The following is a 25,378-nucleotide window of genomic DNA, read 5'->3' as shown; positions in this document are numbered from 1 at the left end:
CTACTCCCACTCGATGGTGCCCGGCGGCTTCGAGGTGACGTCGAGGACGACCCGGTTGACGTCCCGGACCTCGTTGGTGATCCGGGTCGAGATACGGGCCAGGACGTCGTACGGCAGCCGGGACCAGTCGGCCGTCATGGCGTCCTCGGAGGACACCGGGCGCAGCACGATCGGGTGGCCGTAGGTGCGGCCGTCGCCCTGGACGCCGACGGAACGGACGTCCGCGAGGAGGACCACCGGGCACTGCCAGATGTCCCGGTCGAGGCCGGCCGCGGTCAGCTCCTCGCGGGCGATGGCGTCCGCGTCGCGGAGCAGGTCCAGGCGCTCCTTGGTGACCTCGCCGACGATACGGATGCCGAGCCCGGGACCGGGGAACGGCTGGCGCTGGACGATCTCCTCCGGCAGGCCCAGCTCCTGGCCGACCATGCGGACCTCGTCCTTGAACAGCTTGCGCAGCGGCTCGATCAGCTTGAACTCGAGGTCCTCGGGCAGGCCGCCGACGTTGTGGTGCGACTTGATGTTCGCGGTGCCGGTGCCGCCGCCGGACTCGACCACGTCCGGGTACAGGGTGCCCTGGACCAGGAACTCCACGGCCGGGCCCTCGTCGGCGATGATGTCCGCCTGCGCCTGCTCGAAGACGCGGATGAACTCACGGCCGATGATCTTGCGCTTCTCCTCGGGGTCCGAGACACCCTTGAGCGCGGTCAGGAAGCGCTCCTCGGCGTCCACGACGACCAGCTTGACGCCGGTCGCGGCCACGAAGTCCTTCTCGACCTGCTCGGTCTCACCCTTGCGCATCAGGCCGTGGTCGACGTACACGCAGGTCAGCTGGTCGCCGATGGCACGGGCGACGAGGGCGGCGGCGACGGCGGAGTCCACGCCGCCGGACAGACCGCAGATCGCGCGCTTGTCGCCGACCTGCTCACGGATCGCGGCGACCTGCTCCTCGATCACGTTGCCGGTCGTCCAGTCCGGCTTCAGACCCGCACCCCGGTACAGGAAGTGCTCCAGCACCTGCTGGCCGTGCGTGGAGTGCATGACCTCGGGGTGGTACTGGACGCCGTAGAGCTTCTTCTCGTCGTTCTCGAACGCGGCGACCGGGACGACGTCCGTGGACGCGGTGACCGAGAAGCCCTCGGGGGCGGCGGAGCAGGCGTCGCCGTGCGACATCCACACGTGCTGCTCGTCCGGGGTGCCCTCGAACAGGGTGGAGGAGTTCTTCGAGACGTGCAGGTCGGTACGGCCGTACTCGCGGGCGCCGGTGTTGTCGACGGTGCCGCCGAGGCTCTGCGCCATCAGCTGGAAGCCGTAGCACATGCCGAAGACGGGGACGCCGGCCTCGAAGATCTCGCGGTCGAGCGTGGGAGCACCCGCCTCGTACACCGAGGAGGGGCCGCCGGAGAGGATGATCGCCGCGGGGTTCTTGGCGAGCATCTCCTTCACCGGCATGGTGCTCGGCACGATCTCGCTGTAGACCCGCGCCTCGCGGACGCGACGGGCGATGAGCTGGGCGTACTGCGCGCCGAAGTCGACGACCAGGACGGTGTCGGGGTTGGCGGCAGTGGAAGTCGCTGATGACACGGGGTGCCTTCTGGTGGTCGGGCGGGGGTCTGTGCTAACGAGTCTAACGGTGTGGGCGGGAAGGCTTCCCCTGGACTTCGCCATGGCATACTGACCCCATGCTTCAGCACACGACCTTCGTCTTTACCTATGGCACCCGGCCCGCCGGCTGCCATGGTCGTGCTGCTTGAGCGCAACGCCAAGCGACTTCCCAGGCGCCCCGGGCCGACAAGGCCCGGGGCGCCTGTCGTTTTCCGGGTCGTGTCGTCCCGGGGACTCCCCTTCCGATCGAGGAGCCCCGACATGACCAGTACCGTCACCCCGGAAGAGACCATCACGGACGCCCGTGAGCGCATCGACGCGCTCGACGACCGGATCATCGGTCTCATCCAGGAACGGATGGCCGTCTCCGCCGTCGTCCAGCAGACCCGCATCGCCTCCGGTGGACGCCGGGTGCACCTCTCCCGCGAGATGGAGATCCTCGGCCGCTACCGCGAGGCCCTCGGCAAGCCCGGCACCAACCTCGCCATGACCCTGCTCGAACTGTGCCGGGGCCGTATCTGAGTCCTGTGCCGTGTCCGAGTCCTGTGCCGGGGCCGTATCCGAGTTCGAGCCCTCTCACCCGTACGGCGCGTGACCGGTCCCCGCACCGCTTCGTTGAGCGGGGTGTCCGTGCCAGCCAGGGGCGGGCCCGACAGAACCACGCGTGGCTCGCTGGAGCGGTGAGGCGTACGGGTCGTGCCGTGCGCCGTGGGACCTCGCTCCAGGGAAGTGACCGGACGGCAGGGGACAGCAGCCCGGTCACCCCAGAGAACGGCCGGCTCCGGGGACGCCCGGGGCCGGCCGGCGGAAGAACTGCACACCCACCCAAGTACCAGCGGCGCAACCCCCCGCGCCGCCCTTCAGGCACCGGCGCTGCCCTGACGTCGGTGCTGACCGAAGAAAGGCCCCGCGGCCTCTCCGTCCCGCGGGGCCTTTCGGCATGTCTGTGACCCACACCACATGAATATTCGGTGTGCCCGAAGCAACCCTTCTCTTCTTTCGCCGATCAAACCTGCCGAATCGAAAAAACTGAAGAACACTGAGAGGGACCTGCCTTCGGAGGGGGATGCAGGTCCCTCTTGGCGTGTCCCGCCCGGCTAGTGCTTCGGCGGTACGGCCGGCATCCCCAGGAACGGCAGGCGCAGCGCGCCGAAGGCCTCCGCCGGGACCACCGGGGCCTGCGGTTCCACCGGCTTCAGCCGCTCGTACGCCGCTCCTGGCGCCGGCCGCGGGTCCTCCTCGCCCTTGTTCGGCCAGAAGGACATCGCCCGCTCGGCCTGCGCGGTGATCGTCAGCGACGGGTTCACACCGAGGTTCGCCGAGACCGCGGCGCCGTCCACGACCGAGATGCCGGGGTGGCCGTAGAGGCGGTGGTACGGGTCGATCACACCCGTCTCCGGGGAGTCGCCGATGGGGCAGCCGCCGAGGAAGTGCGCGGTGAGCGGGGTGCCCATCAGCTCGCCGACGTTGCTGCCCGCGAAGCCGTTGATCTCTGCGGCGAGCGCGGAGGCGGCCTCCGTGGCGGCCTTGATCTGCTTGGGGTTGGGAGCGCCGTGCCCCTGGCGGGCGGTGAGCAGGCCCTTGCCGATTCCGTCCGGTTTCAGGTACGTCGTCAGGGAGTTGTCCAGCGACTGCATCACCAGGCCGATGATGGTCCGCTCGGACCAGCGCCGGTTGGAGAGGGAGCGCAGGACCAGCAGCGGGTGCCTGGCCGCGTTCGTCAGCCAGGCCAGCGCCCGGGAGGAGCCCTCGGCGTACGGCACCTGGAGGATCGACAGGCCGCCCATGGAGTTGGAGCCCTTGCCGTAGCGGACCGGCTCGATGTGCGTGTTCTCGTCCGGGTGGACCGAGGACGTGATCGCGACGCCCCGCGTGAAGTCGGCCTTCGGCTCGCCGGTCGCCCTGCGGTAGCGGCGGTTGTCGGTCTGTGCGCCCACCAGCGCCTCGGAGTTGGTCCGGGTCAGGTCGCCCAGCCGCTGGGACAGGTACGGCAGCTGGCCGCCGGCCTTCATCCGGTGCAGCAGGGTCTGCGTGCCGTACGTGCCGGCCGCGAGGACGACCCTGCGGGCGGTGAAGAGCCGGCCCTCGCCCTTCTTCTTCCGGTCCGTCGGCAGGGTCGCCACCGCGTACCCGCCGCGTGAGTCGTCCGTGACGGACACGACCGTCGTCAGGGGGTGGACCACCGCGCCCGCCTTCTCGGCGAGGTACAGGTAGTTCTCGTTCAGGGTGTTCTTCGCCCCGTGCCGGCAGCCGGTCATGCATTCGCCGCACTCGGTACAGGCGTTGCGGGCGGGTCCTGCGCCGCCGAAGTACGGGTCGTTCACCTGCCCGCCGGGTAGGGCCTTCGCCTTGCCGTCGGCGTCCTTGCCGTCGCCGAAGAACACGCCGACCGGGGCGAGGTGGAAGGTGTCGCCGACGCCCATCCGCTGGGCCGCCGCCTTCAGATGCACGTCGGAGGGGGTCATCGTCGGGTTGAGCCGTACGCCGAGCATGCGCTGGGCCTGGTCGTAGTACGGCTTCAGCTCCTCCTGCCAGTCGGTGATGTCCCGCCACTGGGGGTCGTCGAAGAAGGCCTTCGGCGGTACGTAGAGGGTGTTGGCGTAGTTGAGAGAGCCGCCGCCCACGCCCGCGCCGGCCAGCACCATGACGTTGCCCAGCAGGTGGATGCGCTGGATGCCGAACATGCCGAGCCTGGGGGCCCAGAGGTAGTTCTTCAGGTCCCAGGAGTTCTTGGGGAGGGTGTCGCGGGTGAAGCGGCGTCCCGCCTCCAGCACGCCGACCTTGTAACCCTTTTCTGTCAGGCGCAGGGCGGATACCGATCCGCCGAAGCCGGAGCCGATGACGAGGACGTCGTAGTCGTAAGCGTCCTGGGGCACGGGGTCTCCTCGTTGAGTTTCGCGTGCGGGCCGTTTGTGGTTGGTTGCGCCCCTGCGGCGGAGCCGCACATCAAATGCAGCCCCGCGCCCCTGGGGAATCACCTGAACCGGAATGCCTTCATCAGGCGGAGACTCGTGCTCATGAAGCGGGCGTAGCCCTCGTCCGTCATGCCCAGCGACGGCGCCATGGGAAGCAGTCGCTGCTGGGCCACCGTCTGGGCCTCCGTGTACTTGAGGATGCCCTCGGATCCGTGGCGGCGGCCGAGGCCGGAGTCCTTCATGCCGCCCATCGGGGACTGGACGCTGCCGTAGGCGGGTGCGTAGCCCTCGTTGACGTTGACCGTGCCGGTGCGCAGGCGGGCGGCGACGGCCCGGCCGCGCGCGGCGCTCTTCGTCCAGACGGAGGAGTTCAGGCCGTACGGCGTGGCGTTGGCCCGCTCGATCACCTCGTCGTCGGTCTTGAAGCGGTAGATCGAGACGACCGGGCCGAAGGTCTCCTCCTCGCACACGGACATGGAACTCTCGACGCCGTCGAGGATGGTCGGCTCGAAGAAGTACGGGCCGATGTCCGGGCGGGCGACCCCGCCCGCGATCACCTTCGCCCCCTTGGCGACGGCTTCTTCCACATGCCGTTCGACGGTCTTCAGCTGGCGCTCGCCGACCAGCGAGCCCATGTCGGCGCCGTAGGCGAGGGAGTTGCCGAGCCGCATGGCCCTGGTGCGGGCGGCGAAACGCTCCAGGAAGGTGTCGGCGACCGACTCGTGGACGTACAGCCGCTCGATGGAGATGCAGAGCTGTCCGGCGGAGGAGAAGCAGGCGCGTACGGCGCCGGCGGCGGCCTTCTCGATGTCGGCGTCGTCCAGGACCAGCATGGCGTTCTTGCCGCCGAGTTCGAGGGAGACGCCGACCAGACGGGCGGCGGCGCCCTGGGCGACCTCGCGGCCGGTGCGGGTGGAACCGGTGAAGGAGACGTAGTCGGCGTGCCTGACGACCTCCGGGCCGACGACCGGACCCTCGCCGAGGACGACCTGGAAGACGCCCTCGGGCAGACCCGCCTCGATGAGCAGGTCGCGGGCCCACAGGGCGGTGAGGCAGGTCTCGGTGTCCGGCTTCATCACGACCGCGTTGCCCGCGACGAAGGCCGGCAGCGCGTCGCCGACCGACAGTTCCAGCGGGTAGTTCCACGGGGCGATCTGGCCCACGACACCGCGCGGATGGCGGAGTTCGGTGACCTTCGTGAGCGTGGGCACGGCGCCGGTGTGCCGCTTGGGCCGCAGGTAGGCGGGGGCCTTGCGGCCGTAGTGGCGGGCCGCGACCGCGACGGCCTGCACCTCCTCGTGCGCGTGCAGGCGGGCCTTGCCGGTCTCCAGCTGGATGAGGTCGAGCACCTCGGCCTGCCGCTGCAGCACCAGGTCGTGGAAGCGGAGCAGGACGGCGGCCCGTTGCCGTACCGGGGTCTTCTCCCACACGGCCTGTGCGGTACGCGCCGCCTCGAAGGCCTTCTGTACGTCCTCGGGGGTGGACTCGGGCAGGTCGGCCAGCTTCTCACCGGTGAACGGGGTGTGGTTGGCGGTACGGCCGGAACCGACGACGCCCTTGGTGAGCTGGGCCACCAGCTCCGGCGTGACCACGTCGGCGGCGGTGCGGACGCCTTCGGGTGCGGGCGCGAGGGGGTTGGTGCCGGTGCTGTCCGGGGCCTGCGTGTCCGTCATGACGCGCAGGGTATGCCGGAGCGGGGTCTTTGTGTACCCGTCGGTAACGGGGATTCACCGAGTGCTCACATGCTGCCAGTGATCACTGGCAGGGAATGTGCTGATCAGGGCGTTGAGGGGGCGACGAGCAGAACGATCACTGGAGTCCGGCTTTTTTCGCCAGGAGCAGTCCCAGCGCGGTGCGCGGGGTGCGGCGGCGGGGGTCGGGGGGCGGCGGGGGCGCCGGCTCGGGCGCCGATGAGGCTTCCGGTGAGGGTGCCGACGACGGTGCCGGCGAGGGGTCCGGCGAGGGCGACGGTTCCGGTGCGGTGTCGGGTTCCCGTGGAGTGTCGGGTTCCGGTGTGGGTCCGAGGTAGTCGCGCAGTGCCGTCATGACCTCCTCGGAACCCGGGCGCGCCGCGGGCTCGTCGGCGTGCAGCCGGTCCAGCAGCGGGCCCAGCGGGCCGGGGTCCGCGTCCCCCAGGGCGGCGCGGAGCAGGGCGCCCAGCGACCACAGGTCGGAGGCCGGGCCGGCGCCGGGGCCCGCGGCGCGCTCGGGGGCCACGAAACCGGCGGGCGCGTCCGCCGGGTGGCCGTCGCCGGTGCCGAAGTCGGTGACGACGACCCGCCCGGTGCCGGACTCCAGCAGGACGTTGGCCGGTTTGACGTCCCGGTGCACGATGCCGACGGCGTGCGCGGCGCGCAGTGCACCGAGGACGGCGAGCCCGATCCGGGCGGTCTCGGCGGGCGGGAGGGACCCTCGGCGCAGGGCCTCCTGCAGGGACTCGCCCTCCACCAACTCCATGACGATCCAGGGGACATGGCCCTCGATGACGACGTCGTACACGGTGACGGCGGAGGGATGGCGCACCCGGGCGGCGGCGCGGGCCTCCCGGTAGAGCCGGCGGGCGATACGGCTGCTTTCCTCGTCATCGGCCGGATCGCCGGGCAGCAGCGGCTCCTTGACGGCGACCCGGCGCCCCTGCCCCTGTTCGTCCCGGGCCCGCCAGACGGTTCCGGTGGGCCCGGATCCGAGGCGTCCGGCCAGCCGGTAGCGGCCACCGATCAGACGTGCGTCGGGCGGGTGTTCGCCGTCTCCACTCATGTCACATGAGTACCGTGAGCACCACCCCCTTGTCGAAGCGGTGCGCTCAGACGGCCCACCGGTGCAGGGTGAAACCGGCCCCCGCCTTCCTCACCTCCACCGCGCTGGCACCGCCGAAGTGGGCGGGGACGACCAACTCCCGTTCGGCCGCCGCGCGTTCCAGGACCCGCAGCCGGGTCTCGGCCGCCCTTCGCGGGTCGAGGCAGAAGCAGCTGCTGCACTCGGGGTGCAGGATCTGCACCGGGCTGTGCAGCAGATCCCCGACGAACACGGCCCGCTCACCCCGGGACTCGACGCGCAGGACGGAGGAGCCCGGGGTGTGACCGGGAGCGGCCTCAAGGACGAGCTGTGCGTCGATCCGGTACTCGTCCTCCCACAGCACGGCCTGCCCGGCCCGGTGCACGGGCGCCACGCTGTCCTCGTAGACGAGCCGGTCGAGCGGGCGCGCCCCGCCCGCGTACCCGCCCGCCGGGCCGAAGTGGGCGTCGTCGGCGGCCGGGAGGAGGTAACGGGCGTGCGGGAAGGTGGGAATCCACTCGCCGTCGGCGTCGCGGGTGTTCCAGCCGACGTGGTCGCTGTGCAGGTGGGTGTTGACGACGACATCGACGTCCTGCGGGCGGACGCCGGCCTCCTCCAGGCGGTCCAGGAACCGTCCCTGCCGCCGGTGGAAGAGCGGATTGCCGGGCCGTTCCCGGCCGTTGCCGACGCCGGTGTCGACCACCACGGTGCGGCCGCCGCCGCGCACCACCCAGGTCTGGACCGCCACCACGGCCCGGTCACCGCCGGCCTCCCGGTGATCGGGGACCAGGTCCTCCTCGTGCGCGCTCCACACCTCGGGAGGGCAGTCCGGTACGAGGGTGCCGCCGGGCAGGTGCGGCCCCCGCCACTCGATGATGCGGAGCACCTCGACATCGCCGATCAGGAAACTCTGAACTTGGTCATCAGCCATGGTGATCACCCTAGGAGCCACGGTGTGAGCATTCCAATGCTTGTTCGGCGCGCTCGGATACGCTGTCGTCTCATGGATGTGGTGAGTGATGCGATCTCCACGGTCCGGGTGGGCGAGCCCTCGTCGAACCGGCTGCGGGTGAGCGGCTCCTGGTGCGTGCGTCTGTCCCCGTACGAGGGGGCCGGCTTCCATGTCGTGCTGAGCGGCGCGTGCCGGCTGTTTCCGGACGGGGGCGGCGATCCGGTGGACCTGGGCCCGGGGGACGTGGTGCTGCTGCCGCACGGCGCCGGCCATGTACTGGCGGACCGTACGGCGACGGAGGCCGAAGCGCGGCGGGCAGTGCCGTTCGAGACGGTGCGGGACACGGACGTACGACGCCCCGGGCCGGGGCCCGACGTCGAGCTGCTGTGCGGCAAGTACCGGCTCGACCGCAGCCGTACGCATCCGCTGCTGGCGGAGCTGCCGCAGGTGGTGCATCTGCCCCACCGGGTCGGCGACCACCCCGAACTGCGCACGGCCGTCGACCTGCTCGCCCGTGAGCTGGACGAACGCCGGCCGGGCGGCTGCCTCGCCCTGCCGAGCCTGCTGGACCTCCTGCTGATCTACATGATCCGCGCCTGGATGGCCCGGGCGGAGACGGGCGCGTGGCCGGCGGTGCTGGGCGACCCGGTGACGACGGCCGCGCTGCGCGCCCTGCACTCCGATCCGGCGGCCCCCTGGACGACCGACCGCCTCGCCGCCGAGGCCGGTGTCTCCCGCGCCACCCTCGCCCGCCGCTTCACCACCCTGGTCGGCCGCCCGCCGATGGCCTATCTGACCTGGTGGCGGCTGACCCTCGCGGCGACCCGGCTGCGCGCCACCGACGCGCCGCTCGCGACGGTGGCACGGGAGACCGGGTACGGCAGCCCGTACGCCCTCTCGCACGCCTTCAGCCGGGCGTTCGGGATCACACCGGGCCGGTACCGCGAGGCCTCGGGGATCAGGACTTCGTGATGTCCAGGTTGGCGATCGCCGCCCTGGCCACCTCCCGGCCGCGCGCCGTGAAGTCGCCCTGGCCGGGGTAGCCGACGGTGAGCGTGTACATGTCTCCGGCGCCCGTGCGGTAGTAGAAGATCTGGATCTCGCGCGGGCGCGGACCGTCGCTGTCGTCGGTCTTGTAGCCGACGGTGTTCTTCGCGGCCTGTCCGCCGTGATAGGTGGCCGTGTCGTCCGGCTGGGTGCGCGCGCCCTTGGGCATGTTCAGGGTGTAGTCGCCCTCGGTCCGGAACTTCTCGTCGTCGGCGTACATCTGGGACCGCGCGCTGTTCTTGATCTCGTGCAGGGAGTCGTCCGCCCTCCGCGCCAGATGCAGCTCGACCCACACACTGCCGCTCGCGTCCTCGTACGTCACCCAGTTCCTGTCGGTGGCGTCCTTGGCGGGCCGGATCGGCTGGTACCCGGCGGGCACCGCGACGGTGGCGCCGAGCTTCGCCTCCGGCTTCTTCGCCCAGCCGTCGGGCAGCGGGCCCGCGAAGGGGTCGGCGAGGACCAGGTACGCCGCCACCGCCGCCGCGACCAGCACCGCGCCCGCGGCCAGCCACGCCGTACGGCGAAGGCGCCGGGAACGGCCGGCGGGCGGCACGGCCCGGCCGGGCTGCGTCGGCGCCAGAGGTGCGGGGGGCGCCTGCGGGGCAGGCGGGGCCGGGGGCCGTACCGCCTGCTCCAGCAGCGTCCGGACCCGGTCGGCCGGCGGCCGGTGCGCGGGGTCCTTGCGCAGCAGCCCGTCGATGACCTCGGCCAGCGGGCCGGAGGCGGACGCGGGCGCGGCCGGGGTGGAGTTGAGGACCGACTGCAGGGTGGCCGGGGTGTTGCTGCGGCGGAACGGCGAGACGCCCTCGGTGGCCGTGTAGAGCAGCACGCCCAGGGACCACAGGTCGCTCGCCGGGCCGGGCCGCTGTCCCAGCACCCGCTCCGGCGCGATGTACTCGGGCGAGCCGACGAATCCGCCGGTGTCGGTGAGCCGTGAGTCGCCCTCGATCTGCGCGATGCCGAAGTCCGTGAGCACCACCCGGTCGTGCCGGCCGAGCAGGACGTTGTCGGGCTTGACGTCCCGGTGCAGGACGCCCGCCGCGTGCGCCGCCTCCAGCGCGCCGAGCACCTGAAGACCGATCCGGGCCGCCTCGCGCGCGCCCAGCGTCCCCTCCTGCAGCACGTCGCCGAGGCTGCGGCCGCGCACCAGCTCCATCACGATCCAGGGCCGGCCGTCGACGACCGCGACGTCGTGGACGTTCACCACCGCCGGGTGGTCGAGGCGGGCCGCAGCGCGGGCCTCGCGGCGCATGCGCTCGAAGGCGTTGGCGCGTTCCCGTTCGGGAAGGTCGCCCGGGAGGCGGGGCTCCTTGACGGCGACCTCCCGGTCCACCGTCTCGTCCTCGGCCCGCCACACCGTCCCCATCCCGCCGTGGCCCAGCTTGCCGAGCAGCCGGTACCGACCGGCGATCAGCCGCCCGGCCCCGGCTTCCTGCCGCGGGGGCGGGACGGGGTGCGGCGGCGTGTGCGGCTGCATGTGTGACTGCGGTTGCGGCGGCTGCGGCGGTTGCAGAACAAAACTCGTCGTGTCGTCGGTGCCGTGACCGACTCCCCCGTCACTGCTCATGAATCATCCATATCGCGCCACCGGCGCCCGCAGCCACAGGGAACGCGAACCGGTCACACACCCGTGACCGAGCGGCCGGTCAGGAGCCCGCCCGGAAGGTGTCGACCGCCACGTCGAAGTACTCCCGCGCCTCCCGCACCTTGCCGACCGGCGCCGACACCCACACGTCGTACATCCGCCCGGCCTCCTCCCAGCACAGGTCGTAGGTGTGGCGCGGACCCTCCGCCGCGCTGAAGCCGTCCCAGGTGAACTCCCACAGCGCGGCGGGGTGTCCGTTGTGCGTGGTGGGGGTGATCCGGCCGTCGCGGTAACCGGGGTTGGTGGCGGGGCCCTTGGCGGCCGACCGTTCCATCGCGCCCCGGGGGCCGCCCGGTTGCGGACCGGTCGTCCTGACACCGAGGCGGAAGGTCTGGCCGGGCGAGAGGTAGAAGACGCGCTCGCCCTGCGGACTGCGGGTGAAGTCCTGCGGTACGGCGAGGGAGAAGCCGGCCGGGTCCCGGGCGGTGCGGTATCCGGAGGGCGCGGTGCGCGAGTCGGTCGAGGCGGGGCCGGTCGGCGTCGGGCGTGTCGCGGTGGGGGCCGGCACGGCGGTGCCGGGTGCCGGGGACGAGGCCGGCGGCGACGTCGGGCGCGTACCGGACCCGGTCGCCGGGGACGTCACCGTACCGCCGGGGTTGCCGCCGCCCCTGTCGCCGTCCCGGTGCAGCAGCAGCGCCGCCGCCGACACGCCGGCCCCGGCCAGCGCGGCGACGAGCAGGGCCGCGACCAGCACCCCGCGCGTGGACGTGCGGGGCGGGGGTTCGGCCGCCGGCCCGGACGCGGTGGGCGGCTGCGGTCCCTGCTGGGCAACGGCAGGCTCGGTGGGCGGGTGGAGGCCGGCGGCCTGCGGCGTACGGCCGCCGCCCGTGGCTCCTGAGCTCGGCGCGCCGCTCCCCGTGGCGTCGGCCCTCGGCGTACGGCTTCCCGTCGCGCCGGGCCGCGGGGGCCGGCTCCCGCCGATCCGGTGGCCGCGCCCGGCGGCCGGGGTGCCGGGCGGTCCCGGGGCCTCCGGTGTCCGGCCGGTCTCCAGGAACGTCCGCAGCATCTGCTCGGCCGCGGCGGCGCCGAGCCGCCGGTCGGGGTCGCGTTCCAGCAGTCCCCGTACGACCGGCAGCAGCGGCTCGGCCTCGGCGGGGGGCCGGATCTCGGCGGCGACCACGGCGTGCAGGATGCCGCCGAGCGAGTCGCGCCGGAACGGCGACTCGCCGCTGAGCACCGTGCACAGCAGCGCGCCCACCGACCACAGGTCGGACTCCGGCCCGGTGCGCAGCCCCGACATCCGCTCCGGCGCGGTGTATTCGGGCGAGCCGACGAAGGAGCCGGTCTCGGTGAGCGTGGTGGCGCCCTCCACCTGCGCGATCCCGAAGTCCGTCAGCACGACCCGTCCGGTGCCGGACTCGATCAGGACGTTCGCGGGCTTGATGTCCCGGTGCAGCACCCCCGCCTCGTGCGCGGTGTGCACCGCGCTGAGCAGGGCGATACCGATCCGTGCGGCCTCGGCGGCGTCGACCGGGCCCTGCCGCGAGATCCGGTCGGCGAGCGAACCGCCGTCGACCAACTCCATGACCAGGTAGGGACGTTCGTCCTGCTCCACCACGTCGTGCACGACGATGATGTGCGGATGCCGCAACTGGGCGACCGCCCGCGCCTCGCGGAAGGTACGGTCCCGGCGGCGCCGCGCGTCGTCCTCGGCCAGGGAGTCGTCCGGGAGGAGTTCCTTGACCGCGACACGCCGTCCCAGCACCTGGTCGACGGCCCGCCATACGACGCCCATGCCGCCACGCCCGATGCGTGCCTCCAGGCGGTAACGGTCCGCGATCACACGGAAGACGTCCCCCTCGGTCCCCATGCGCCCCATCATGCCGCATCGGACGGACGCCTTCCGGGACGGCGATCGGCCAAGTATGCCGTCCGGCCAGGGGCGTGGCTTGAATCATGCAGCAGCGGAGGCAGGACTTCCTCGCGGCCCGGCCGCTCCCCCGCACTCGCTCCGGGGCGATGAGAGCGGCCACAGCGACAGCGGAACCCTCTGTTCCGCTCGGGTCAGCCCTCCTGGAAGCCCCGCAGGATCCAGTCGAACTGCTTTCTGGTGGTGGCCCAGTCGTCGGCCGGCGAGGCCGCGTAGATGGCGTACTCGGTGCCGTTGCTCTCCATGTACGCGACGTCGATCGCGTGGTAGGGCCCCGGGAAGTAGTGCGGCGGGTCCTTGGCCAGCGCGTCCCACGTGTACTCCCAGCGGACGCCCGGCTGGTCGCGGAAGAGCTCCTCCTTGAGGCTCAGCTGCTTGTAGCGCTGTAGCCGTCGGGAGACCCGCTGGTTCAGGTTGGTCATGTGCTCGTACGCGGTGCGGAAGTCCGGCGCGGTGTCGACGGCGACCCGCACGAGGTGCTTGCCCTTGTCGGGCGAGTAGTCGACCTGCCGGAGGCCGTCCTGGTCGATGGAGACGGTCCGCTTCCACCCCTTGGGCAGGGAGATGCTGAAGCCCACCGGATCGTTGCGCCGCTCCCAGTTGGTGGGAGCCGCGCCGTCGGAGCCAGGCGTGGCGTCGGCACTCGCAGAGGGTGCCGTCGTGGCCGGGTCCGCACCGCCGCTGATCCTGGTGTCGCTCTCCATGGCGCCCCACTCCTGGAACGCGACCGCCGCGCCGCCGCCGAGCACGGCCGCGACGGCGACCACGAGGGCGAGGGTGCGCAGCCGGCGCCTGGGCCGTACCGGTGCCGGGCCCTGCGGCGTGGGCGCCACGGCCGTCGGACCGGTCATGGAGCGGCCCGGGGCCCCGGGCGTTCCGGGGCCGTAGGCGGAGGCGGTCCCCGCGGACTCGTATCCGGGCACCGGGGCGGTGGGGCCGTAACCGGAGGTGGGCCCCGTGGGACCATAACCGGAGGTGGGGCCGTAACCGGAGGTGGGGCCGGTGGGGCCGTAACCCGATGCGGCCCGGCTGCCCGTCCCCCCGGTGTGCACACCCGAGCCCTGCGTCGGGACGAACGCCTGGGCCGCGTGCGGGCGGCGGCCCTCGGCCGCCTCGGCGAGCATCTGCTCCGTCTCCTCCGCGCTCGGCCGCCGGTCCGGCTCCTTGCGCAGCAGGGCGGCTATGACGGGGCCGAGCGCACCGGCGTGGCGCGTCTCGTCGGCGTCCTCCTCGACGACCGCCTGCATGGTGCTCAGCGGTGAGGTTCGGCGGAACGGGGACCGGCCCTCGACCGCCGTGTACAGCGTGGCGCCGAGCGCCCACAGGTCCGAGGCCGGGCCCGGGTCGTGGCCGCGCACCCGTTCGGGCGCGAGGTAGTCGACGGAGCCGACGACCTCTCCGGTGCGGGTGATGGTGGAGTCGCCCTCGATCTGGGCGATGCCGAAGTCGGTGAGCAGGACCCTGCCCTCGCGGCCGAGGAGGACGTTGCCGGGCTTGACGTCCCGGTGCAGTACCCCGGCGGAGTGCGCGGCGCGCAGCGCCCGCAGCACCCACAGGCCGATCCGCGCGGCCTCCCGCGGCTCGACGCGCCCCTGTTCCTTGACCGCGTCGGCCAGCGAGTTGCCCTCGACCAGCTCCATGACGATCCATGGGCGGCCGTCGTGTTCGAGGACGTCGTGCACGGTGACGACCGCGGAGTGGTTGATGCGCGCGGCGGCGCGGGCCTCGGCCCGGGTGCGGGCGAGCAGAACGGCCCGGTCGCTGTCGGAGACGTAGAGCGCGGCGGTCAACTCCTTGACGGCAACCGTCCGGTTCAGTACCTCGTCGTGGGCACGCCACACCCGGCCCATGCCGCCGCTGCCGATGGAATCGGCGAGCCGGTAGCGGCCCGCTATGAGCAGGCCCTGCATCTGATTCACGTTGCCCCGCAATGCTCTTGACAGGGTCAGGTTAAGGACCGGCCTGCCGACTGGGAACCAGCGGGGTGCCAAGGTGACAGCACTGTGACGGTTGTCGCGGGGGCGAACGGCCCGGATCGGTCAACCGGTATACGGCGTGCTCAACGCGTGTAGCGGTACGTCGCCACAGCCTGCTCGTACAGCCGTGTCACCTCGTCCCGCTCGGCCTCCGGACCACGGACCTGGACGAGGTGATAGCGGCCGTTCAGCAGGATCGCCATGTTGCGCACGAACAGGTCGCGCCCCTGCCCGTCGGTCCAGGTGAACTGCCCCTCGGCCATGGTCCGTCCGCCGACCTCGATGGTGCGCAGCCCGGTCGCCGTGGCCCAGCTGGAGTCGCGGTACGGCTGGAGCTCGCTCTCCTTGTCCCGCTGGTAGCGCATCGGGTCACTGCCGTACGTGGCGGCGCTGTCCCGTCCGGGGACGACGATCAGCTCGAAGTTCCCGTGTGCGTACACCACCTGGCCGCTGCCGTTCTTCGGGGTGCGGTCCCAGCCCTTGGCGACGGCCACCTGGAAGCCGTCGGGGTCCTTGCGCAGGGTGAAGCCGTCGGCGACGGACGTGTCGCCGCCGGTCTGGGTCTCGGTGGCGGGCGCGGTGTTCTTCGGCGTGCTCTGCCCGGAGGGGGGCTGCTGCCCGGTGTGCGACGGCACGGGACTCGCCTCCCCCGCGGTCCCGGTGCGGTCGCTGCCCGCGGCCCCGTTCTTCCCCTGTCCGGGCATGAACAGCACGGCGTAGGCGATCGCGCCGGCCAGCAGGAGCAGGATGAGCAGGAGCAGCGTCCGGCCGAGGCTGCGCGGGGAACGCTCCTGCCCCCGGGCGCCGGCTCGCTTGTGCCGGCCGTGCGGATGGCCCTCGGGCAGTCCGGCGCGGCGTCGTCGCATGCGCACCAGCTCGCCGCGGCGCCGCACGATCGGCAGCCGGCTCGGATCGGCGGACGGCACGGGTACGACATGGGTGCCGGCGTCCGGCTCGGGTGCGGAGCGCACCAGGGAGCGCAGCCAGCCGTTCAGCTCCTCGAAGTCCAGCCGCTCGGTGGGGTCCTGGCGCAGCAGCGACTCCACGACCGGCCGCAGCGGACCGCACTCCTCGGCGAAGGCGGGCGGCTCGGCGCACACCAGCTGCACCAGCTCGGCCGTCGACTCCTCCGGGTACGGCGCGTGTCCCTGCACGGCCCGGAACAACAGCGCGCCCAGCGCCCACAGATCGGTCGCCGGCCCGATCGGCGCCGCCAGCTGCCAGTTCTCGTGCACGGGACCGGCCTGCTCCGGCGCCCACCGCTCGGTCACCGGCCCCACGACGGTCATCCGCACCTGCCGCGCCCGCTCGGCCGCCAACGCGGTACCGGCTCCGCGCCGGGCACCGGTCACGGCCGTCCCGGTGTCGTCCCAACGGGGGCGGGGCTGGGCCTGCTGGGGAAGCAGCTGGTGCCCCGGGCCGGTACCCGGGGACGGCGGGTCCCCGACCTGACGGCCGGGGGTGGCGCCGGTCCAGTACTCCGGATCGGATACCTGTCCGGGTACGGCCGGATACCCGGACCGCTGCCCCGCCGAGGCGGCCCCGGCCGACTGCGAGCCGCCGCCCGGGCCCGGGGGGCCACCGGCGCTACCGGGCCGCTGCGAACCACCGCCCGGATCCCGGGAGCTGTCGGCTGCACCGGGGCGGGGTGCGGCGCCGGGCCAGGGTTCGCCCTGTGCTCCGTAGGGGTCGGCGATGCGGCCGGGGTACGGCGACAGCTCCGTGCCGTCGGTCCGGGTGGCACCGGTGCCGCCCTCGGCGGGCGGCCGGGCCCCGGGCAGGGCGGCGTGCCCGCTCTGCCGGGCCTCCTGCACCCGGGCCGCGGCACGCGCGCCCGCGCGGTATGCGGCGATGGCACCGGCGCGGGCGGCACGGATGTCCGCGCCGCTTTCCAGCGACCGCTGCCCCGCAGGGCCGGGCACCCCGGGGTCCCCGGTGCCGCTCGGCGTCCCAGTACCGCCGGCCATCTCAAGTCCGCCAGAGCCCCCCGTACCACCAGGGACCGCGGCACCGCCGCGCATCCCAGGAACGCCTGGCGCCCCGGTGCCCCCGGGGCCCCTGGTACCGCCAGGCACCCCCGTACCGCCGCGCACCCCGTTCGCCCCCGGCCCCGGCAGCCCTCCGGCCGCGCGTGCCTGGATGGCGGCCCGGCGTGCGGCCTCGGGATCGACGTCCGCGGAAGGAATCGGTCCCGCTCCGGCAGCCCCGCCACCGGGTGCGCCGCCAAAACCGGAGCCGGCGCCCTGCTGCCCGGCGAGCGGAGGCACCTCAAACCCCGCACCGGAGCCGGCTCCCGCCGCGCCCGGGGCTCCCTCCGGCGTGCCGTCCTGGGCCGGCACCGGGTCGTACCCGCACAACGCCTCCTCCGCGGCACCGACGGCGAGGCCGGTCAGCATCACGCGGCCGTCGTCGCAGACCAGCACCGTGCGAGCGGTGATGTTGCGGTGCACCCAGCCATGTCCGTGCAGCACCCGCAGCGCCATGAGCACGTCGGAGGCGACCTCGGCCGCCCGGTACGGCGACAGCGGCTGCTCGGCGAGCAGCGCGGCCAGCGGGCGCGCGGCCACCAACTCGCTGACGATCCACAGCGAGCCGCCCTCGGCGAACACGTCGAAGACCTGGTCGAGGCGCGGATGGTCGGGGATGCGGGCCGCCGCCTGCACGGCCTCGACGGCGCGCCGTACGGCCGGGTCGGCGGGCCGCCGGGTGGCGGTACGGGCGTCCGCCGTCCGCCGGGCCCCGGCCCCCCGCTCCCTCGCGGTGAAGCCTTCGGGCAGTCCCTCCGCGTCGAGCACCTCGGCCTCGACGACCTCCGGCAACGGCACCTGCCGGACGAGCACTTCCTGGCCGCTGTAGGTGTCGAAGGCGCGGGTCTCGGTGAGTTCGTACGCGTCGGAGGGCGGCAAAGGCAGGCGGTAGCGGTCGGCGAGCACCCGACCCGCGTAGTCCTCCACTGCGCCTCCCCCGGCCGCCCGGCTGGTCATATCCGTTCGCCTCACGACCCGTTTGGCACACACCCGGGTGCGTACGGTCCGCAACCATTCACGATACGTGCCGGAGGCAACCCGCACGGAGTGGATGACGGATTCTCACGCCGCAAACCCGCGCCCGATGTCCACGGCCTGGCTACGACTTGGGTTCGAAGGACGCCGTCAGCGTCTTCCAGGTGTCCTTGCGCAGCGCGCTGTCCCAGTTCGCGGCCTTCGCCGTGTACATCAGCCCGTAGCCGAGACGGCCGTTGACCACGAACCCTCGGTCGATGCTGCGGTACTCGGTGCCGTCCTCGACATAGGTGAACTCCCAGTCGGCCGTGTTCCAGTCGTGGTAGTCCGCCTTTTCGATGCGGATCCTGTGGTACTGGGACCGCACCATGGCACCTTCCTGGTTCTTCCAGTCCGCCACCGGGTCGGACTTGGGCTCACTTGTCCACCCGATGAGCAGTTTCTGGCCGTCCGGACCGGTGTAGCGGTCACCCGCGCGGTCGGTGGACGTGTACGACCATCCCTTGGGCAGGCCGATCGAGTAGCCCTGGCCGCTCTTGCGGGTCGACACCGCCGGCGCGCTCCCGCCGCCCTTCGCACCGGACGCGCCGGACGCGCCGGAGGCGTCGGCGGACGCGCTCGCGTCGACCGCGCGGCCGGACGCACCGGTGCCGGCCGACGACGGGCCCGCCCCGCCCGTCCCTGCCCCGCGGTCCGTGTTCCTGCCGCTCTTGTCCTGCTTGGTGGAGGCAGCGGCGCTCGCCGCCGCCCCGGCGCCGCTGCTCTTGCCGCCCTTGTCGTCGTCGTTCAGGGCGAAGGCCAGGACGGTGCCGAGCACCGCGAGGACGACCACTACGGCGATGATCACCAGCGTGCGCTTGGGCACGACGTCGGTCAGCGGTGCCCTCGGCACCGGCCGCGGCGGCAGGTCCAGATCCGGCGGCGGCATCACGGGCCAGCCCGAACTCGGCTTGTTCGCGCTGGAGTTCGGTACACCGGCGGCAGCCGAGGACGGGCCGCCCTGCCGGCCACTGGATCCGGCACCGGGCCCGGGCCACGCTCCGCCGGCGGACGCCGGACGCGCCCCGCCGGCCGTGGCACCGCCCGGGCCCGCCGTTGCACCGGCGCCCGCAGCGGCCGAGTCGCCGTTCTTCGTCCGCGCCGACGCCGCGGCACCGGCCGCCGCCCCGGCCGCCTTGCGGACCGACCGCAGCGCGCCGCGCAGCTTCTCCGCGGCCTCCTCGCCCCGCTTGCCCCCGCCCCGCTCGTCCTCGGACGGGCCGGGCTGGGCCGGCAGCGGAACCACCCGGGTGGCGTCCAGGGGTTCCGGCTCGGGCGCGTGGATCACCTTGTTGAGCATCGCCCGGGCGCCGGCGTCGTCGAGCCGCTTGGCCGGGTCCTTGGCGAGCAGGCCGTAGAGGACGTCCCTGAGCGGGCCCGCGTTCTTGGGCTCCTCCAGGGGCTCGGTCATCACCGCGGTCAGCGTGGCGATCGCCGAACCCTTGTCGTACGGGGGAACGCCCTCGACCGCCGCGTACAGCAGCCCGCCGAGCGACCAGAGGTCGGCCGCCGGGCCCGGCTTGTGACCGCGGGCGCGCTCCGGGGAGATGTAGGAGGGGGCACCGACGAGCATGCCGGTGGAGGTGATGGACGGGTCGCCCTCGACCTGCGCGATGCCGAAGTCGGTGAGGACGACCCGGCCGTCCTCGGCGATGAGTACGTTGGACGGCTTGACGTCCCGGTGCAGGATGCCCTCGCGGTGCGCGGAACGCAGCACGTCGAGGATGGCGAGGCCCACCTCGGCGGCGCGCTTGGGCTCCAGCAGGCCGTCCTCGCGGATGACCTCGGCGAGGGACTTGCCCTCCACCAACTCCATGACGATCCACGGCCGGTCGTCCTCGTCGACCACGTCGTAGACCGTCACCGCGCTGTTGTTGCGGATCCGGGCGATCGCCTTGGCCTCGCGCAGGGTGCGCGTGATCAGGCGCCGCTTCTCCTCCTCGTCGATGTTCGACGGGAACCGCAGTTCCTTGACGGCGACCGTCCGGCCCAGGGTCTCGTCCTCGGCGCGCCAGACCGTGCCCATACCGCCCCGGCCCAGCACGTCTCCCAGCCGGTACCGCCCGGCGAGGAGACGACGCTCGCTCTTGTCCTGACGAGTCTCCTGACGAGATGCACCCGCCCGCTCCGCCTCCGACATGCGTCCCCTCATACAACCCGCCCTGACAGAGCCTCCATTGTCTCTCACTCGACAAGTGCTCCACGCCCAGGGGCCCCTTCGCCCAGGCGGGCCAACACGCCGGAAGCCGGGCGAAGTGCGCGTTCCGCTCGCGGGGGTGACGGCCGTTCGGCTGCCGTCGGCCACAGCGGCCCGGCGTTCGCGGAATCTCCGGCTCCGCCGTTCGCCTCCGTCAGGGCGGAGCACCGTGCCGCCCGCACGGGAACGGAAGGGCCGGGCGCGCCTCCTCAGCCGAGCGGCACGATGTCCGGGGCTCCCAGCCTCGCCGCGTCCGCCGTCTGGTCGTCGGGCTGGAGCTGGGACTCCCGCTCGGCCTCCACCCGCTTCTCGTAGTGCTCGACCTCGCGCTCGATCTGGCCCTTGTCCCAGCCGAGGACCGGTGCCATCAGCTCGGCCGCCTCACGGGCGCTGCGGGTGCCCCGGTCGAAGGTCTCGATGGAGATGCGGGTGCGGCGGGTGAGGACGTCGTCCAGGTGCCGGGCGCCCTCGTGCGAGGCGGCGTACACCACCTCGGCGCGCAGATAGTCGTCGGCGGCGGCCAGGGGCTCGCCCAGGGTTGAGTCGGCGGCGATCAGGTCCAGGACCTCCTCGGCCAGTGAGCCGTACCGGTTCAGCAGGTGCTCCACGCGGGCCACGTGCAGTCCGGTGCGGGCCGCTGTGCGTGCGCGGGCGTTCCACAGCGCCTGGTACCCCTCCGCACCCAGCAGCGGGGTCTCCTCGGTCACGCACTCGGCGACCCGCATGTCCAGGCCGTGCACGGCCTCGTCGACCGCGTCCTTCGCCATCACCCGGTAGGTGGTGTACTTGCCGCCCGCCACGACCACGAGCCCCGGCACCGGATGGGCGACCGTGTGCTCGCGGGACAGCTTGCTGGTGGCGTCGGACTCCCCGGCGAGCAGCGGGCGCAGACCGGCGTACACGCCCTGTACGTCGTCGCGGCCGAGCGGCACCGCGAGCACCGAGTTGACGTGTTCCAGCAGGTAGTCGATGTCGGCGCTGGACGCGGCCGGGTGGGCCTTGTCGAGGTCCCAGTCGGTGTCGGTGGTGCCGATGATCCAGTGCCGGCCCCAGGGGATGACGAAGAGGACGGACTTCTCGGTGCGCAGGATCAGGCCGGTGGTGGAGTGGATGCGGTCCTTGGGCACGACCAGGTGGATGCCCTTGGAGGCGCGGACGTGGAACTGGCCGCGCTCGCCCACCATGGCCTGGGTGTCGTCGGTCCACACGCCGGTCGCGTTGACGATCTGCTTGGCGCGGATCTCGTACTCCCCGCCGCCCTCCACGTCCTGCACCCGGGCGCCGACGACCCGCTCGCCCTCGCGGAGGAACCCGGTCACGCGCGCGCGGTTGGCCGCCTTCGCGCCGTAGGACGCCGCCGTGCGCACCAAAGTGGCCACGAAGCGGGCGTCGTCCATCTGGGCGTCGTAGTACTGCAGGGCGCCGACCAGGGCGTCCTTCTTCAGGCAGGGCGCGACGCGCAGCGCGTGACGGTGTGACAGATGGCGGTGCAGGGGCAGGCCCCGGCCGTGGCCGCGGGCCATGGACATCGCGTCGTACAAGGCCACGCCCGAGCCCGCGTACAGCCGCTCCCAGCCCTTGTGCTGCAGCGGATACAGGAACGGCACCGGCTTGACCAGGTGCGGGGCGAGCCGCTCCAGGAGCAGCCCGCGCTCCTTCAGGGCCTCGCGGACGAGCGCGAAGTCGAGCATCTCCAGATAGCGCAGTCCGCCGTGGATCAGTTTGCTGGACCGGCTGGAGGTCCCGGACGCCCAGTCGCGGGCCTCGACCAGTCCGGTGGACAGGCCGCGCGTGACGGCGTCCAGCGCGGTCCCCGCGCCCACGACTCCGCTGCCTATCACCAGGATGTCCAGCTCGCGCTCCGCCATCGCCGCCAGTGCCTCGGCGCGCTGCGCCGGCCCCAGAGTCGCTGTCCTCACCGCTGCCTCCCGCTGTCGCACACTCGCTCGCGTCGGCCGCACCCGGTGGGCGAAGCCCGGTTCATCCCCTCCTCATGCCCAAATTCTGACCGGGTTGCCCCACTTCAGCCACCACGGACTCCCAACCTGTGGACAACTTGCGCACAACCCTGGAAGACACACGGACACAATCAGACATAACGGTCATATATGTACCTAGTCTGACAGAGCACTCGCTCATCCTGTCGGCAGCGGTTGCGTACCTGTTCCGCTTCGGCTACTGGGAAGGACGGCCCACGCATGCCCTCAGACCTCGCCGTCATCGGACTCGGCCCCTACGGTTTGCCGCTCGCCCAGGCCGCCGTCGCCGCAGGCATCGCCACCATCGGCTACGCGACCGGCCCCGAGGCGGGCTCGCTCAGCCCCGCCGAGCTGCGCCGGATGCACGCGGCGGGGTTCCGGCCCGGCACCGACCCGGCCCAGCTCGGCCGGGTGCGCACCGCGGTGATCTGCGCGTCGACCCCGCGCGGCGCCGACGGGGGGCTCGACCTCGGCCAGGTGGAGGCGGCCGCCCGCACACTCGCCGAACGGCTCCGCCCGCACACCACGGTCATCCTGGAGTCGCCCGTGCTCCCCGGAACGACGGAGCAGTTCCTGCGGCCCCTGCTGGAGAAGGGCTCCGGGCTCCGCGCCGGGCGCGACTTCCACCTCGCCTACTCCCCCAGCCGGGTCGACCCCGGCAACCGCGAGCACACCCCCGCCAACACCCCCAAGGTCATCGGCGGCCTCACCCCCGCGTGCACCGAGTCGGCCGCCGCCTTCTACGGCCGGCTCACCGACAAGGTGGTACGCGCGCGTGGGCTGCGCGAGGCCGAGACGGTGCAGCTGCTGGAGACCAATTTCCGGCACGTCAACATCGCACTGGTCAACGAGATGGCCGTGCTCTGCCACGAGCTGGGTGTCGACCTGTGGGACGTGATCCGCTGCGCGGAGACCAAGCCGTTCGGCTTCCACACCTTCCGGCCCGGCCCCGGCGTCGGCGGCCACGGAGTCGCACAGGACCTCACCGGCCACGCCACCCGCACGCTGCGCATGGTGGAGCTGGCCCAGCAGGTCAACAGCCGGATGCCGCGGTACGTCGTCCAGCGCGCCGCCACCCTCCTCAACGAGCACGGCAAGTCCGCCCGTGCCGCGCGCGTGCTGCTGCTCGGCGTCACCTACAAGCCCGACCTCGCCGACCAGCAGGGCACCCCGGCCCAGGAGATCGCGGTCCGGCTGATGGAGCTGGGCGCCTCCGTGAGCTACCACGACCCCTACGTGGCCTCCTGGAACGTCCTGGACCGCCCGGTCCCGCGCGCGGATGCGCTCTACGAGGCCGCCGCCGAGGCCGACCTGACCATCCTGCTGCAGCACCACCGGACGTACGACCTGCAGGGGCTGTCGGTGAAGGCCCAGCTGCTGCTGGACACGCGCGGGGCCACACCCACGGGGGCGGCGCACCGGCTCTGAGCCCGGTCACGAACGGAAAACAGCCGGGGGCGTTGTCGTCCCCGGCTGTTAGTCTCCCCCGGACTCGCCGCACACAGATGCGCGAGCGTCCTCTGTTCCCGTTCTTCAGCCGTGCTCCATCTCGGGGGGATTCCTGTCATGAGCCAGTCAGCACCACCGCCTCAGCCGCCGCAGTCCGGTCCGGTGACCGGCAACCCGTACGCCGAGCAGGCCCCGGCCCCCGCCCCGGGAGCGCCGTACCCGCCGCAGCCGGGTGCCTTCGCGCCGCCGGCACCGCCCGCGCCGGGCCGGAACAACCTCGTGCTGGGTCTCGCCGCAGCGGTCGTCGCCGCGGTGGCCGCCGCCGCGCTCTACGGCGTCGTCATCGGCGCCACCAAGCACGAGATCGGCTACGCGGCCGTCGGCGTCGGGTTCGTCATCGGCCTCGCGGCCGGCAAGGCGGGCGGCCGTAACCCGGTCCTGCCCATCGTCGCCGTCGTCCTGGCCCTGGCCTCCGTGTACTTCGGCCAGCTGGTGGGCGAGGCCATGATCGGTGCCAAGCAGACCGGCCTGAGCTTCTCCCAGATCTTCTTCGACCACTTCGACGTGGTGCAGAAGGCCTGGAAGGAGGAGGCCGATCCGCTGACCTTCCTCTTCTTCGCCATCGCCGGCTTCGCCGCGTTCTCGGGCACCAAGAAGGCCGCCGCGTAACGCTCGCACGCAACGCGAAGGGCCCGTCCACCGGTGCGGTGGACGGGCCCTTCGCGTACGACGACGGGTCAGCGGCGGTGCTGGCTGTCCGCGACCGTCACCTCGACCCGCTGGAACTCCTTCAGCTCGCTGTAGCCGGTGGTGGCCATCGCACGGCGCAGGGCGCCGAAGAAGTTCATCGAGCCGTCGGGGGTGTGGGACGGGCCGGTGAGGATCTCCTCGATCGTGCCGACCGTGCCCAGGTCGACCTTCTTGCCGCGGGGCAGCTCCTCGTTGACCGCCTCCATGCCCCAGTGGTGGCCCTTGCCGGGCGCATCCGTGCCGCGGGCCAGCGGGGAGCCCATCATCACCGCGTCGGCGCCGCAGGCGATCGCCTTGGGCAGGTCGCCGGACCAGCCGACACCGCCGTCCGCGATCACGTGCACGTACCGGCCGCCGGACTCGTCCATGTAGTCGCGGCGGGCCGCGGCCACGTCGGCGACGGCGGTGGCCATCGGGACCTGGATGCCCAGTACGTTGCGCGTGGTGTGGGCGGCTCCGCCGCCGAAGCCGACCAGGACGCCGGCCGCGCCGGTGCGCATCAGGTGCAGGGCGGCGGTGTAGGTGGCGCAGCCACCGACGATCACCGGGACGTCCAGCTCGTAGATGAACTGCTTCAGGTTCAGCGGCTCGCTCGAGTGGGAGACGTGCTCCGCCGAGACCGTCGTACCGCGGATGACGAAGATGTCCACGCCCGCGTCCACGACCGCCTTGGAGAACTGGGCGGTGCGCTGCGGGGAGAGCGCGGCCGCGGTGACCACGCCCGAGTCGCGCACCTCCTTGATGCGCGCGCCGATCAGCTCCTCCTTGATGGGCGCCGCGTAGATCTCCTGAAGGCGGCGGGTCGCCTGCTCGGCGGGCAGCCCGGCGATCTCGTCAAGCAGCGGCTGCGGGTCCTCGTGCCGCGTCCACAGGCCCTCCAGGTTGAGCACACCGAGGCCGCCCAGCTCGCCGATGCGGATCGCGGTGGCCGGGGAGACGACGGAGTCCATGGGAGCGGCCAGGAAGGGCAGCTCGAAGCGGTAGGCGTCGATCTGCCAGGCGATCGAGACCTCCTTCGGGTCCCGCGTACGGCGGCTGGGGACGACGGCGATGTCGTCGAAGGCGTACGCCCGGCGGCCGCGCTTGCCGCGCCCGATCTCGATCTCAGTCACGTCTGTGGCCTTTCCCTGATGCGTTTCAGCGCCTTCCAGTATCGCCGACGGGTGCGGCAACGGCGGCC

General features: G+C 72.7%; 16 protein-coding genes. 4 read left to right on the top strand and 12 right to left on the bottom strand.

All coding sequences use genetic code 11. The features are described from left to right. Positions 1-1,581 (bottom strand): glutamine-hydrolyzing GMP synthase, encoded by a 1,581-nt coding sequence (gene guaA, locus ACIGXP_RS03905; protein WP_399763698.1) that lies wholly within the window; start codon positions 1,579-1,581, stop codon positions 1-3. 240 nt (positions 1,582-1,821) lie between these two features. Here guaA and ACIGXP_RS03900 point away from each other — a divergent pair, with 240 nt between their 5' ends. Then, positions 1,822-2,124: a chorismate mutase gene (locus ACIGXP_RS03900; protein WP_363214744.1), complete on the top strand. Its 303-nt coding sequence runs from the start codon at positions 1,822-1,824 to the stop codon at positions 2,122-2,124. Positions 2,125-2,699: 575 nt separating this feature from the next. On the opposite strand, the gene ACIGXP_RS03895 is transcribed toward ACIGXP_RS03900, so the two are convergent. From ACIGXP_RS03895 to ACIGXP_RS03880, 4 genes are all read right to left on the bottom strand, one after another. Next, positions 2,700-4,478, bottom strand: coding sequence for a GMC family oxidoreductase N-terminal domain-containing protein (locus ACIGXP_RS03895; protein WP_399763694.1), 1,779 nt, complete (start codon positions 4,476-4,478; stop codon positions 2,700-2,702). A gap of 98 nt (positions 4,479-4,576) precedes the next feature. After that, positions 4,577-6,190 (bottom strand): succinic semialdehyde dehydrogenase, encoded by a 1,614-nt coding sequence (locus tag ACIGXP_RS03890; RefSeq protein ID WP_399763691.1) that lies wholly within the window; start codon positions 6,188-6,190, stop codon positions 4,577-4,579. Between the two features lie 136 nt (positions 6,191-6,326). Further along, the gene (locus ACIGXP_RS03885; RefSeq protein WP_399763688.1) at positions 6,327-7,274 is read right to left on the bottom strand and encodes a serine/threonine-protein kinase; all 948 of its coding nucleotides are present in this window, start codon (positions 7,272-7,274) and stop codon (positions 6,327-6,329) included. A gap of 46 nt (positions 7,275-7,320) precedes the next feature. Then, complete coding sequence (locus tag ACIGXP_RS03880) at positions 7,321-8,223, bottom strand: MBL fold metallo-hydrolase (protein ID WP_399763686.1); 903 nt, start codon at positions 8,221-8,223, stop codon at positions 7,321-7,323. 72 nt (positions 8,224-8,295) lie between these two features. Here ACIGXP_RS03880 and ACIGXP_RS03875 point away from each other — a divergent pair, with 72 nt between their 5' ends. Further along, positions 8,296-9,216 (top strand): AraC family transcriptional regulator, encoded by a 921-nt coding sequence (locus ACIGXP_RS03875; protein ID WP_399763683.1) that lies wholly within the window; start codon positions 8,296-8,298, stop codon positions 9,214-9,216. Here ACIGXP_RS03875 and ACIGXP_RS03870 read toward each other — a convergent pair. The 6 genes from ACIGXP_RS03870 to ACIGXP_RS03845 all read right to left on the bottom strand — a co-directional run bounded on the left by ACIGXP_RS03870 (position 9,203) and on the right by ACIGXP_RS03845 (position 21,939). Further along, positions 9,203-10,858, bottom strand: a complete 1,656-nt coding sequence (locus tag ACIGXP_RS03870; protein ID WP_399763681.1) for a serine/threonine-protein kinase — start codon at positions 10,856-10,858, stop codon at positions 9,203-9,205. The genes ACIGXP_RS03875 and ACIGXP_RS03870 overlap by 14 nt on opposite strands. Before the next feature lie 79 nt (positions 10,859-10,937). After that, the gene (locus ACIGXP_RS03865) at positions 10,938-12,746 is read right to left on the bottom strand and encodes a protein kinase (protein ID WP_399763678.1); all 1,809 of its coding nucleotides are present in this window, start codon (positions 12,744-12,746) and stop codon (positions 10,938-10,940) included. Positions 12,747-12,940: 194 nt separating this feature from the next. Continuing rightward, positions 12,941-14,716 carry a protein kinase gene (locus tag ACIGXP_RS03860; protein WP_399763675.1) on the bottom strand — a complete coding sequence of 592 codons (1,776 nt, stop codon included), beginning with the start codon at positions 14,714-14,716 and terminating at the stop codon, positions 12,941-12,943. Positions 14,717-14,865: 149 nt separating this feature from the next. Continuing rightward, positions 14,866-17,736, bottom strand: coding sequence for a protein kinase (locus tag ACIGXP_RS03855; RefSeq protein WP_399763673.1), 2,871 nt, complete (start codon positions 17,734-17,736; stop codon positions 14,866-14,868). A gap of 172 nt (positions 17,737-17,908) precedes the next feature. Further along, positions 17,909-19,963 carry a serine/threonine-protein kinase gene (locus ACIGXP_RS03850; protein WP_399763671.1) on the bottom strand — a complete coding sequence of 685 codons (2,055 nt, stop codon included), beginning with the start codon at positions 19,961-19,963 and terminating at the stop codon, positions 17,909-17,911. Between the two features lie 266 nt (positions 19,964-20,229). Further along, a complete protein-coding gene (locus ACIGXP_RS03845) occupies positions 20,230-21,939 on the bottom strand; it encodes an FAD-dependent oxidoreductase (protein WP_399763668.1) in 1,710 nt (569 codons plus the stop codon). Between the two features lie 279 nt (positions 21,940-22,218). Between ACIGXP_RS03845 and ACIGXP_RS03840 the strand changes: the two genes are divergently transcribed. Beyond that, a complete protein-coding gene (locus tag ACIGXP_RS03840; protein WP_363214318.1) occupies positions 22,219-23,427 on the top strand; it encodes a nucleotide sugar dehydrogenase in 1,209 nt (402 codons plus the stop codon). Between the two features lie 138 nt (positions 23,428-23,565). After that, positions 23,566-24,117 carry a hypothetical protein gene (locus tag ACIGXP_RS03835; protein ID WP_363214320.1) on the top strand — a complete coding sequence of 184 codons (552 nt, stop codon included), beginning with the start codon at positions 23,566-23,568 and terminating at the stop codon, positions 24,115-24,117. 68 nt (positions 24,118-24,185) lie between these two features. Here the strand turns inward: ACIGXP_RS03835 and ACIGXP_RS03830 are convergent, their stop codons facing one another. After that, positions 24,186-25,310, bottom strand: a complete 1,125-nt coding sequence (locus ACIGXP_RS03830; RefSeq protein WP_351238991.1) for a GuaB3 family IMP dehydrogenase-related protein — start codon at positions 25,308-25,310, stop codon at positions 24,186-24,188. Positions 25,311-25,378: the final 68 nt, after the last annotated feature.

Origin of the sequence: Streptomyces sp. NPDC053069, from assembly GCF_044546895.1 — a bacterium.
Taxonomy (GTDB): Bacteria; Actinomycetota; Actinomycetes; order Streptomycetales; family Streptomycetaceae; genus Streptomyces.
This window is presented reverse-complemented; position numbering and strand designations above follow the sequence as displayed.